The sequence below is a fragment of the Gelidibacter sp. genome, from assembly GCF_039916245.1.
Lineage (GTDB): Bacteria > Bacteroidota > Bacteroidia > Flavobacteriales > Flavobacteriaceae > Gelidibacter.
The window spans coordinates 1-13,385 of the sequence record NZ_JBDSLS010000209.1; the positions used below are offsets into that span (position 1 = coordinate 1).

The 13,385-nt window shown below is 38.5% G+C and carries 9 protein-coding genes; 4 read left to right on the plus strand and 5 right to left on the minus strand.

The window, feature by feature from the left end; translation table 11 throughout:
* Positions 1-14: 14 nt before the first annotated feature.
* Positions 15-491, minus strand: a complete 477-nt coding sequence (locus ABIQ28_RS11080; RefSeq protein WP_348037258.1) for a regulatory protein RecX — start codon at positions 489-491, stop codon at positions 15-17.
* Positions 492-608: 117 nt separating this feature from the next.
* On the opposite strand from ABIQ28_RS11080, the gene ABIQ28_RS11085 reads away from it, so the two are divergent.
* Positions 609-5,201 carry a choice-of-anchor D domain-containing protein gene (locus tag ABIQ28_RS11085; RefSeq protein ID WP_348037260.1) on the plus strand — a complete coding sequence of 1,531 codons (4,593 nt, stop codon included), beginning with the start codon at positions 609-611 and terminating at the stop codon, positions 5,199-5,201.
* Between the two features lie 31 nt (positions 5,202-5,232).
* Here ABIQ28_RS11085 and recO read toward each other — a convergent pair whose 3' ends face one another.
* The 3 genes from recO to gdhA all read right to left on the minus strand — a co-directional run bounded on the left by recO (position 5,233) and on the right by gdhA (position 9,811).
* The gene (recO, locus tag ABIQ28_RS11090; RefSeq protein WP_348037262.1) at positions 5,233-5,952 is read right to left on the minus strand and encodes a DNA repair protein RecO; all 720 of its coding nucleotides are present in this window, start codon (positions 5,950-5,952) and stop codon (positions 5,233-5,235) included.
* Between the two features lie 21 nt (positions 5,953-5,973).
* On the minus strand, positions 5,974-8,346 hold the full coding sequence (locus ABIQ28_RS11095; protein WP_348037264.1) for a two-component regulator propeller domain-containing protein: 2,373 nt from the start codon (positions 8,344-8,346) through the stop codon (positions 5,974-5,976).
* A 124-nt stretch (positions 8,347-8,470) separates the two neighbouring features.
* Positions 8,471-9,811: an NADP-specific glutamate dehydrogenase gene (gene gdhA / locus ABIQ28_RS11100; RefSeq protein ID WP_348037266.1), complete on the minus strand. Its 1,341-nt coding sequence runs from the start codon at positions 9,809-9,811 to the stop codon at positions 8,471-8,473.
* Positions 9,812-10,117: 306 nt separating this feature from the next.
* On the opposite strand from gdhA, the gene ABIQ28_RS11105 reads away from it, so the two are divergent.
* On the plus strand, positions 10,118-10,927 hold the full coding sequence (locus tag ABIQ28_RS11105) for a glutamate dehydrogenase (protein ID WP_348037268.1): 810 nt from the start codon (positions 10,118-10,120) through the stop codon (positions 10,925-10,927).
* Between the two features lie 77 nt (positions 10,928-11,004).
* Here ABIQ28_RS11105 and ABIQ28_RS11110 read toward each other — a convergent pair whose 3' ends face one another.
* Positions 11,005-12,144, minus strand: a complete 1,140-nt coding sequence (locus ABIQ28_RS11110) for a cystathionine gamma-synthase (RefSeq protein WP_348037270.1) — start codon at positions 12,142-12,144, stop codon at positions 11,005-11,007.
* Between the two features lie 97 nt (positions 12,145-12,241).
* On the opposite strand from ABIQ28_RS11110, the gene ABIQ28_RS11115 reads away from it, so the two are divergent.
* Both ABIQ28_RS11115 and ABIQ28_RS11120 read left to right on the plus strand, forming a co-directional pair.
* Complete coding sequence (locus tag ABIQ28_RS11115; protein WP_348037272.1) at positions 12,242-12,967, plus strand: DUF3298 and DUF4163 domain-containing protein; 726 nt, start codon at positions 12,242-12,244, stop codon at positions 12,965-12,967.
* Positions 12,968-13,037: 70 nt separating this feature from the next.
* Positions 13,038-13,385 (plus strand): ArsC/Spx/MgsR family protein (locus tag ABIQ28_RS11120; RefSeq protein WP_348037274.1); only part of this gene is annotated, 348 nt, incomplete at its 3' end.

Below are 13,385 nucleotides of genomic sequence, written 5' to 3' on the forward strand. Positions count from 1 at the left end.
CTAATCCCTATTGCCTAATACCTATAAAGCTCATTGACCTTATCATACACCAAATGGCTTTCCCAACCTCTATAAAGGAGGTAATCGGCTAGTTTTTTTCGTTTCTTTAAAAGATTGGTCTCTTTGATGGTTTCCGCTTTTTTTTCGGCGAGTGCATCAAAGGTTTCGATATAGTCCTGATCGGTTATGGTTTGGAGCGCCATGGTGATTAATGTTTTCCCGATATCCTTTTGCTTGAGTTCGCGTGTTAAGCGTTGTTTTCCCCATTTTTTAATTCTGAACTTCCCGCTGACGAAGGCTTTCGCGTAGCGTTCTTCATTTAAAAAATTGTCCTGCATGAGCTTGACCACAATATGATCAATGGCTTCGGGGATCATATACATACTATAGAGCTTCTGAGTGACTTCCTTATGACAGCGTTCTTGATAACTGCAATAACGCTCCATCCGCTTTAACGCCTCCTCAACAGTATAGGTTTTTTTAGTTTCCATATGCAAAAATAGCTACTATTTATTAATTATTATAAAAATCGCAACGTGCTGATTGTAAGGTTATTTAGTCTATATTTAAGTATTTGTATTAGCGACAAATTTTAATAAACGTTCACTATGAAAAAAAAATACTCCCTGGTATTTATCGTGTTGCTATGTTCTGTTTTGTCCGTGTTTGGACAAGTGACAATTTTCTCTGAAAATATGGGTACTCGTACGGAACCCATTACTTCGATCGCAGCCTCAACTTTTCAGAACTCTGAAATTCAAACTTTTATTGGTGATGCCGACACCAGAACCAGCACTACTTCTTCGGGGTATGCCAATGCTTCTGGTGGAAGAAATGTTTTTTTCACTAACACTATTGGTAGATACTTCGAAATATCTGAAATAAACACCATTGGCTTTTCAGACTTGACCCTTACTCTGGGACATTATAAAAGCGCGATTGCCGGCAATAATGAACTGGCCATTGAGGTCAGTGCTGACGGGATAACGTACACACCGTTGAACTATTCAAGAGCAACTGGAAATGGCACTGCACATTGGATTTTGATAACGCCAATTGGCACTATTCCTAGTACCAATAATTTAAGGATACGTTTTACACAAACTTCTGCTTCCACACAATTTCGAATTGATGATATAAATCTTTCAGGAATGGTCACTTCTACCAACTTTGTAGATTTCTGTAATCTTCAGTTTCCCCAAAATGGCAATATTACCGTGGGCACAGCATTCAATGTGTATGCACAAGTGTATGAGGCTGGCGTAACAGAAACGTCGTTTTCACAAGGTACAAATATAGAAGCCTGGATTGGCTATAGTTCAACGAACACTAATCCGAATACATGGACCAATTGGGTTACGGCAACCTACAACAATGTAGCTTCTGGCAATAATGACGAATATGTCGCCAACATTGGATCAATGCTACCTTCTGGCAATTATTATTACGCCAGCCGATTTCAAATAGACAGCGGCCCTTATCGCTATGGCGGCTATAGTACTACTGGTGGAGGTTTTTGGAATGGCACATCTCACGTCAGCGGGATATTAAGTGTGGATACCGTTGACTTCTGCAACTTACAATTTCCTGGTATGGGCACCATCAATTTAGGAAATCCTTTTGCCGTCTATGGCCAAGTTTATGAACAAGCCGTTACTCCAGGCGCAGGACAAGGCGCAGGCATTGTCGCGCAAGTTGGTTACAGCACAAGCAATTCCAATCCGCGAACCTGGACAAATTGGATTCCTGCCAGTTATAATGCAGCCTGCGGTAATTGCAATTCTGGACAGAATGACGAATATGCTGCCGACTTAGGCAGTGCTATAACCACAGCCGGAACGTATTATTACGCCACACGTTTCAGCTTGAATGGTGGGGCTTGGCTATATGGTGGTATTCTAGCAGATGGCTCTGACGGAAATTTTTGGGATGGAACTACCTATATTTCCGGAGTGCTACATGTTATCACACCAGAAATCAGAGTTGAGGGCAACGTGGGTACTTTTCCAGAAATTGGGAATGGCAACTCGACCCCTCAAGGTACAGACGGCACACTGTTCGCTGCGCAATATATAGAGGCGTCCCAATCAAAATCCTATCGTATTCGCAATCTTGGGAATTTAGATTTGACTGTTTTTAGCGTGTACATCACAGGTGTAAATCCTGGAGATTTTATGATAACCAAAATACCTGACACAACCATTCTTCCGGGAGAATTCTCGATTTTAGAAATTCAATTCTCTCCTTTGGTAGTGGGTGTTAGAAATGCGACAGTTTCCATTGTGAATAACGATAGGGATGAAAATCCCTATACTTTTGCAATCCGTGGTACGGGACTTTGTGTCACCACGAGCAACACCATTACTCCCTCAATTGGCCCGACAGGTACAATTGCGACAATTACTGGAACACATTTCGATGGCTCAACAATAGCGCACATCAACGGTATTTCAATGCCAACAACGTTCATTAATGAGAACACCATAGAAGTGACCATTCCGGCCAATGCCACCACAGGTAATATTGTCATAAAAAATAATCTTAACTGTACAAGCACAACCTCCTTTACAGTTATAGATAATCGCATTAGCGGATGTGAAAGCATAGCCTATCTTTCGGACTTATTTATCAGTGAAGTAACCGATGCAACTGTTGGCGGGCTCAGTTATGTGGAGATTTATAACGGAACTGGCTCCGCAATAGCATTAGGAGGTTATTCAATAGGCATCTACAGCAATGGAGCGGCAACTCCTAGCAGTACCATCGTGCTTAATTCTTTCAATTTGCCAAATAACTCAACTTATATTATCGCTATTGGCGTAGTAAGCAACCCAAGTGATACCAACTCTTGCCTTCAAACTGGAGGAAATGGTCAATTTGCTCATCAAACTAGCGGAGTGAGTGGGATAAATAAGAAAGACAATGAGCATGATGCCATCCGGTTACTAAAATCTGGAGGCACGATAGTTGTTGATCAATTTGGGGTATATATGGACAAGACCTGGATGGATGCGACCATCATCACAGGAGATCGTGGGTTTAATTTTAGACGCTTAAATTCGGCCACATCTCTTCCCAATCCTGATTTTAACCTCAACGATTGGAACATTATCGATTGGGTAGGATCTGGTCGGGGATCTTGTGGCACCAACGATTATTCGGATATTGGATTTTATGATTATTCAGGTGGAAATCCTCCTACTATCACTCTTCAGCCATTAGCACCAAACTCTACATGTGCAGTAACAGCAACTCTATCGGTTTTAGCGACTGAAGGTCTTGACGGTGGTTTTCCTCTAGCCTATCAATGGCATTACAATGCGCCAGGAACATCAAATTGGATAGAAATATTAGATACGAATCCGGATTACTCCGGGCAACAAAGCGAAAGTTTAACCATCCTAAACACCATTGATTTTGACGCTTATCAATATTATGCACAAGTGCGAGAAAATTCTGTAACCTGCTATACCGCAAGCAATGCAGTCCGTCTAAAAATTGACACCACCACTTGGAATGGAAATAGCTGGACACCGACAGCACCAAACACGAGTACCGTCGCCATTCTTAATGGTAATTACACCACCACTCCAGCCACAGGAAGTTTTACCGTCTGTAGCCTGATTATAAATTCGGGATACACATTAAATATCACCGACAACTATTATGTGGAAGCAATAAACGATGTCATTGTAAATGGGAATCTGGTTGTTGAGACTAAGGCCGCCTTAGTGCAAAGAGGCGATGGTATTGATTCAGGGACTTTCACTTTAAGAAACTCAGGGACTTCAAGCGTCAATAAATCGACCTCAGAAAAGCAACATTGGTATGATTACACGTATTGGAGCTCCCCTGTAACCAATGAAACTGCGGAGTTCGTTTTGAGCATGGCATCTCCTAGCAGACGTTTCTATTTTAAGGCTTCAAATTTTGAAGACACCAATGCTGATGATGTCGATGATAACGGCGACGATTGGCAGTTCGCTTCAGGACGGATGTTACCAGGTGTAGGCTACGCTTCTACATCTAATAACTCAGGAACCTTTCCACGGGTTGATACTTCTGTATTTAATGGCGAATTTAACACTGGTGATATTTCTGTCAGCATTCATGGCAATAATTCTACACCTTGGAATGATTGGAACTTTATCGGCAATCCCTACGCTTCTGCTATTGATTTCAAATTAGTCCATAGCGAAAACACGGACGTCATTAGCGGAGCCGCTTACCTATGGTCTCAAGCAAGACCTCCATTGGCTAGCAATCCAGGGAATCAAGTGCTCAATTTTAGTCAAAATGATTATGCGATTATTAGCACAGGAAGCGGAAATATTGCAGGTGGTAAATCAGGAATTCCTTCTGACTTCATCCCTTCTGGTCAGGGTTTCTTTGTCATTGGGATTAATTCTGGCGGAACACTGACTTTCAATAACTCTATGAGAATGGCCGATGACACGAGCAATTCTAAATTTTACAGAAATGGAACAGACACTTTAGCCAACAAATTCTGGATCGACCTCACTTCCGACAATGGCGTATTCAATCAAATCCTAATGGCTTATGTGGAAGGCGCCACTAATGGCGTGGATGGATTTGCCTATGATGTGGAACGCAATCTGTCGAGCGGTTTAAGCGCTATCATTTACACGGAAATCGTGGAAAGCAATAAGAAATATGCTATTCAGGGAAAATCTGTTCATAGCTTATCTTTAGATGAAGAAATACCTATTGGATTTAAATCTTCCATAACACAACCAACCGTATATAAATTGTCCATTGCCCAATTACAAGGCAAATTCTTTAATGAAAACACCATCTATCTTAAAGATAATCTACTGAATATTTACCACGACCTCTCTAGTGCTGAATACAATTTCACATCAGAAACTGGCGACTTTAATAATCGTTTCGTGATTGTTTTTCAAAATGAAACTTTATCTGGAAATGAAATTTCTTTAAACACCAAAGACCTTTCCATTATTGAACACAGCAACGGACAAATTCAATTTTCGATCGGACATAACTTAACCATCAAGTCTGTTGAAATCATGGATCTATTAGGAAGAAGTTTATACTTTTTAAAAGGTAATAGCGGTTCCGAAGTTTATGATTTAAACCAGTTAAGTCAAACAGCCTATATTGCCAAAATAGAACTTTCTAACGGACAAATAATCATCAAACGCGCCATAAAGCGTCATTAAAATAATCATACCAAAACTGACATAATTGTATTTAGCTAAACACCTGATTCAAAACCTGAAGAGATTTTGGTTTCCTGAAATCTGACAGGTGCAATTCAAAATAAAACAGCATCAAGTTCAATAAAGTCTGCCTTTGAGTTGAATTCAATTTCACACTGTTTAATTCATCAAATTTTATACTTAAGAGTTGTTTGATAAATAATAAATTTTCTCCTGAAACCGTATAGGGACTTTGAGGCTTCAGTTCGAAACTTCCAGATCGCAAATTAAAATACGGAAAATCCAATTGGGAAGTATCTGGATAAAAACCTAAGTGCTTGGAGAGTTCCAATAAAAACAACAAATGAAAATTCGCAAACTCGGTTTCATGATCGAGCCACTGTAAGGAAGTTTCTAAAAATTCATATAATAACAAATTAGCTTCTTCTTCCCTTAAACTGGTTGTCAAAACTTCTGACAAAAACATCACAATAGCAGCTTTTAAGATATTGGTGTGCATGCTTTTGTAAGGCACACTTAACTTGACATCTGTAATATAATGCAAGGTCTGGTTTGGCTTGAAATTCTCTTCAATTTCCAATTGTGACAAGGATTGGTAATAGGCAATTTTAGAGTTGCTCTTTTTGCTTTTTAAAACCCCTCGCAACAAATAACTAACCACACCTCTGTTTTTGGTATAACATTTTACAATCACATCATGGTCTCCATATTTTATTTTGGAAAGGACAATGGCGTTGGTTTTAACTAACATAATTTTCTTGAATGATTCAGATTAACGAATAATCAACAATTTTAAGACTTTGGTTTCAAAAGAATCCAAATCAGAAATCATGATTAAATAAACCCCGGAAGCCACAATATTATTGGCCAAGTTTTTACCGTTCCAGATGGCAGTTCCGCCATCAATGGCAAAATTATAACTGGAACGAGACGATCTTAAATTAACTCTAGACTGTGCTTCAGCAACCAGATTGCCTTCAATATCCGTGATTTTGATATTGACATTTTCAGTAATGCCTTTAATTTTAACGCCCTTATTAATATCATTCAAATTGTTGGCACCTAAAACATCATATTCTGGCCGTACTGGATTAGGATAGGCGAAGGCATTTGCTAATACCTCCTCAGCTTTGGAACCTCCTGAATAAAAAGAAACGAGCCCTTTGGACGTCGCGATATAGACCTTTCCGTTTTGGGCATCTATGGAAATGTCCTTAATAAAATTGGAAGGCAATGGGGAATTTTTGGTTGTAAAATGATGAATGGTTTGTTGACCATCAGGAGAAAAATAAAAAAGGCCAGCATCTAAAGTTCCAATCCATTTATTATTGGACCCATCTACTTTTATATCAGTAATGTATTGATTGGACAACAACTCTTGAGGAATACCATCGTCAAGAACGACAATTTCCTTAACCGTCGGATTGGGTGCGTCAAAAAAGTTGGCCGTATTATAAAGTACCCTCAGGCCTTTAATAGTCCCAATCCAAATTTGATTATTATTGTCAACTGCAACCGCACTCACCACATTATTGGGCATGTTTTGCTCTTCAGAATTCAAGTTTCTAATTTTGTTGCCGTTTTCATTATAACCGATGAGACCTTTGTAAAAGGAACCGATCCACTTGGTGCCATTTCTGTCAATTGCCAAATCGCCAAAACCCAATTCATCAAGTAAAGCATCCTTTATAATTTCTTTAAAACTATAGCCTTTCCATTGTTTTGTGCTGGGATTATAAGATTTTAAAGCCTTATCTACACGACTGTTCATTATCCATAACAACCCATTTCTATCAAACTCAGATCCTGATATCCGTACAGAAAAATAAGATGGCGAACCTGGCAGAATTAACGATTCCAGTCCACTGTTGTTTTGATCTAGCAATATGGTGGGCATATCATTATTAAGCTCTAAAATACCCTGCTGAAAGGCACTAATAAAAACTTGAGATGGATTGAAAGGATTAACCGCGATATAATTTAGATTCTTAGCGGTTAAAAGATTATCGTATTGGATATTTTTCCAGAATTCCCCAATCAAATGACTTACTCCATAACTACGAACAGGATCCGGATTATAGGATTGCGTATAATCGCCAAAGGTCACCCAAACATTATTATTTCCAGCTTCAATTTTAAAAGCATCGTTCATAAGTGGCCCATCAGGTCTTATCGTTTCATAATTGGAAGGGTCTGCCATGGATGTTTTAAGAACTCCAAGTGAGCTTGTTCCTATGTAAACATGTTCATTTGTAACCGTTGCACTCGTGAAAAGCGTATTATAGTTGGAGGTCAACGATGCTTTCGCCAATTGCACAAAGGCGCTATTATAGACGTAAACATTATTTTTTGTGGTCACGACCAAATTATTATTCATTGATTTAGTGTCCAAGGGTACATCTGAATAACTAAATAAATTTGTAAATACGTCATTTGAAATTTCATAAATAACGGCATTGGCATTAACCGCATACAAGCGATCTCCCACACTCTCAACCGAAATGAAATTCCCATTATTTAAGGTTTGCCACTGTTGATAATCAATAAGATTTGGGTTTGATAATTGCGCTTTTTTTATAGCGCTATTGTTTCCGCAGGCCGCATAAATGGCATTATTGTATATTGTAGTTTGATTGACCTTAATTTGACTGCCGCCGTTGCCGATAAAATAGGAATCACCAAATTCAAGGCCTTGTAAATCGTAAACAGAAATTCCAAAATCTGTAGAAACATAAGCCACCCCATTATGAATATTAAAATGGTTGATGCGTTTCAGATTGGGAGGAATGGTTTGCTTCTCCACAATATCGACTACCGATAAAATCTTATTCTCTGAGCCCGAAACAACCTCAATGAGTCCGTTTACATAACCAATCAATAAGATTTCGTAAGCCTCACTATAGGCAATGGTCGTAATGGTTTGACCTGTCAACCCTTCAATCGTGGTTATGGTCTCCATGTCCTTGCTTGACAAATCATAGGTGAAAATGGCATTTTCAGAAGCCCCGTAAACTTTATTATTGCCTATGGTAACATCCTTGATATTATGATAAGAAAAATAACCTTGCCATAATGCTGAGAAATCCTGCGCATGAGATGAAAAGGCACAAAAAAATAGAAAAACCGTTGTAATCTGTTTTATCATAGCACACTAATAGAAGTCAAAGATATTTATTACTAACGACAATTTTGAACTATTCATCTCAAGAACATAAAAAAGGCTTCCCAAATTTCTTATGGAAGCCGCTAATCTTTTATCTTTTATGATATTAAACCACACCCTGAGCCAACATGGCATCTGCTACTTTGACAAAACCAGCGATGTTTGCCCCTTTCACATAATCAATAAAGCCATCCTCTTGTTTACCATATGTCACACAGGATTCATGGATGTTGTGCATAATATCCACTAATTTCCCATCGATTTTTTCTCTATCCCAACTTAGTTTCAAGGCATTTTGACTCATCTCCAATCCCGAGGTTGCCACACCACCAGCGTTTGCAGCTTTTCCTGGTCCGAATAAAACCTTTGCTTTTTGAAATGCTTCGATGGCTTCTGGAGTGCATGGCATATTAGCACCTTCTGCAACAGAAATAACCTTGTTTTTAATAAGTGTTTTAGCCTCTTCCTCATCCAGTTCGTTTTGGGTGGCACATGGCAAAGCAATATCACACTTTACTGCCCATGGACGCCCTTCATGAAATGTTGCTGAGGAATAGGTTTCTGTGTAAGCACTTATTCGACCACGTTTCACATTTTTGAGATCCATTATAAACGCCAACTTATCAGCATCTATCCCATCAGGATCATAAATATAACCCGAAGAATCAGACATAGCCAATACTTTTGCGCCATATTCTGTTGCTTTTTCACAAGCATATTGCGCCACGTTTCCTGCACCAGATATGACAACTGTTTTTCCATGTAAGGTGTCATTTTGAACGGCCAGCATACTTTTAACAAAATACACACAACCATAACCGGTGGATTCTGGTCTGATCAAAGAACCGCCATAAGCAATTCCTTTCCCAGTCAAAATTCCGGTAAACTCATTTCTTATTTTTTTATACTGACCAAACATATAGCCAATTTCTCGTGGCCCAACGCCAACATCTCCTGCGGGAACATCTGTATTGGCACCTATATGGCGATACAATTCATTCATAAAAGACTGACAAAAACGCATCACTTCATTATCACTTTTCCCTTTCGGATCAAAATCAGAACCACCTTTACCACCACCCAAGGGAAGTGTTGTGAGCGAGTTTTTAAACGTTTGTTCAAATCCTAAAAACTTAAGAATACTCAGGTTTACCGTTGGATGAAAGCGCAATCCCCCTTTAAAAGGACCTAAAGCAGAATTGAACTCCACTCTAATGCCTCTATTTACTTGGATATTGCCTTTATCATCAACCCATGGAACCCTAAAAATAATCGTACGCTCAGGTTCTACCATACGCTCCAATAACATTTTACCTTGGTATTTAGGATTTTCTTCTATAAAAGGGAGAATGGTTTCGGCCACTTCATGTACCGCTTGCAAGAATTCTGGTTCGTTGTTATTGTTTTTTTTCACGTAATCTAAAAAGGATGCGATTTTCTCTCTCATATATTGATTTATTATCAGCAATTACACCGTTTATACCTACAAATATACGCCATATCAAGGTTAACAGTAAATTATTCTTAACCAAATACTGAAACAACTAATTAAAATTACATATTTCATAATTCAACCTGCATTCATTATCCTTTTATAGGATTTCTGATGAAAAGAGAGGTCAAAAAAATCAATATCTCAAAACTCAAATTAAATCTCTTTACACAACCTTCACGTTGTGAATGTTTTGTTTGGAAGTTAAGTCAGTTTTCATATATTTGTTAACACCAACTCCCTATTAATAAAATAAACTATATGGCGCTTAGTTTGAAACAGATAACCTTTATATCTATTTTTATTATGGGTATTTCAAATGGGGTTGCACAAAAATGGTTTTCAAATGAGATAGGTATAATAGCCGGTCCTGTAGCTTTTCAATCTGATTTTGGCGAACGCCGTGATTTTGAAACCAACGCTGGTAATACAGGTTTTGGTGTAGGTCTTGTACATTTCATGAACTTTGAATACAGAGGGAGTCGTTATGATCCTTACAGATATTTTTTCGATCATTTTAAAGTACGTAGCGAAATTTCTTGGAATAAAACCGAACTAAACCATTTCGGAAAATGGGTAGCTCCGGAGAAAACAGGGGAATATGCCGACAAGTTAAGAGCGCATTCCGGGGAGTCCAATAATTTTGATATTGGAATGCAGTTAGAGTATTTTCCTTTTAGCCTTAAGGAGTTTTCATATGCACGAAATGTCCTGACTCCTTTTATCAGTTTCGGCGTCCATTTTACGGCATACAATCCTAAAGTATTCACCTCTTATGGTGATGGGAATCCCAATAATCTGGATAATTTTTATACCCCATGGTACCGCTATTCGGATGGAACGGTCAGAGATCCTAAGTTCATAACCTCTAAAAACGGCATAGCTTTCTCCATTGTAGGAAGTGTTGGCTCACGTTATAAATTGACATATTTGTCGGATTTAATAATCGACTTAAGATGGCAACATTATTTCAGCGATAAAGTGGATGGTTTAAACCATAAATTACCGTCTAACAAATCAAATGATTATTTGATGTGGTTGAATGTTGGCTATGTTTACTATTTGGAATAAAACCAAGAATTTCATTACATAACAAAAGACCAAGTTTAAGCTTCTCGGTCGTTTTTGTTAATATAATCAGCGTTTAACTACCCTATCGCCTGTTCTAAATCGGCTATTAAATCGTGTATATCTTCAATACCAACACTCAGTCTTATTAAAGAATCGACAACCCCTGTTTTTTCACGTTCTGCTTTAGGAATGCTGGCATGGGTCATACTGGCTGGATGTCCAGCGAGAGATTCTACACCGCCCAAGGATTCCGCTAATGTGAAGATTTTGAGTTTTTCTACGATTTTTATGGCTTCCTCATAATTATTTCCTTTTGTGGTAAAGGACACCATGCCTCCAAAATCCTTCATTTGTGCTTTTGCAATAGCATGATTGGGATGATCTTCAAAACCTGGCCAATACACGTCTCCTATTTTTGGATGCTTTTTTAAATATTCAGCAACCGCCTTTCCATTTTCACAATGCCGTTGCATTCGAACGTGCAAGGTTTTTATCCCACGCAACACCAAAAAACTATCCTGCGGTCCGCACACCGCACCACTTGCATTTTGGATAAAATACAATCTTTTTGCTAAGTCTTCATTATTTACAATCAGTGCCCCCATAACCACATCACTATGGCCTCCCAAGTATTTTGTAGCCGAATGCATTACAATATCAGCACCTAAATCCAACGGTTGTTGCAAATACGGCGTCGCGAAAGTATTGTCAACCGCTAACAAAATATTGTGCTTTTTGGCAACCTCTGCGACCGCTTTAATGTCAATAATATTCATCATCGGATTTGTAGGCGTTTCGATCCAAATCAACTTGGTGCTGTCCTTGATATAGGATTCAATTTTTGATGCGTTTTCCATGGAAACAAAATGGAATTTAATCCCAAACCCTTCAAAAATCTTTGTGAACAACCGGTATGTTCCGCCGTAAAGATCACTTGTGGAGATAACCTCATCTCCTGATTTGAGAAGCTTAATGACCGCATCAATAGCCGCCAAACCAGATGCAAACGCCAAACCATGGCTGCCGTTTTCAATACTAGCAAATGAATTTTCCAAAGCCGTCCGCGTGGGATTGGCACTTCTGGAATATTCATACCCTTTATGACCTCCAGGCGTCAATTGCGCATAGGTCGTGGTTTGATATATTGGTGGCATTACAGCGCCGTAGGCCTTGTCAGGTTCTTGATTGCCGTGAATGGTTTTTGTGTTGAACTTCATAAAACATAATTTTATTGATAACAAATCTAATCTTTAATTGGTTGGTTACAAAAGGATGTAATACCTTTATTGATTGTTTAATAAATGCCCAGAAACCTTGAAAAAAATAAGCTTACTTTTTATAATTGCCTTAATAATTTCGGCCTGTAACAAGGACGTTAAACTGAAATTTGAGCCACAACTTATTGAGAAATCAGAAGACGCCTCAATTGTCATTAACTACCCAAAAGCCATCGGTACAAAAGCTATTGCTGAAAAAATAAATCACCAAATTGAACACGTCATTGCCAGTGAAATGAACATGGCTGAAACTCATGAAAACAACATGTCGGTTACTGAAGCCATTTCGGAGTTTGACAAGGAATACAAAGCGTTCAAAAAAGACTTTCAGGACAGCAGCCAAAAATGGGAAGTAAAAATTGACGGGGAAGTGATCTATGAATCTCCAGAGGTTATTTGCGTGAGTCTTCAAACGTATATTGACACTGGCGGCGCCCATGGCAACGGTGGGGTTACCTTTCTCAACTTTAATCCTGAAACTGGAGCAATGTTAGATCAAAATGACATCATCAGCAATCAAGCTCAATTCAAAAAGATTGCTGAAAAAGCATTTAAAGACCAAACAAAACCCAAAGACAACAACGAGACCATTGAAGATTTTTTCTTTGGTGAAGGCTTTCAACTTCCTTCCAATATAGGGTTTACCGAAGATGGCTTGGTGCTTCTTTATAACAATTACGAAATTGCGTCTTATGCGCAAGGCATTACAGAAATCCTATTGCCTTACAGCAAAATCAAGGATGTATTGAAAGTAAATCCATAAAAAGACACTCTATTTACACGCATTTCACTCTAACACCAACCCTTATTATATCATCATTAAATCAATCGTTTTGAAAAAAATATATTATTTAAAAACTTGCAGTACCTGTATCCGAATCATGAAGACTTTAGAGTTACCATCTGATTTCATTCTCCAAGATATTAAAACCGAACAAATTACTCCTACTCAATTAGAAGAACTGCATAAGCTTTCGGGCAGTTACGAATCCCTATTCAGCAAACGTGCCCAACAGTACAAAGCCTTAGGACTTAAGGACCAAAATCTGACAGAAAAGGATTTTAAAAAGTACATTCTACAACATTATACCTTTTTGAGCCGACCTGTAATTGTAGTTAATGACCAAATTTTTATTGGCAACAATGCTAAAACCGTAGAAGCCGCGAAACAAGCGATTCAT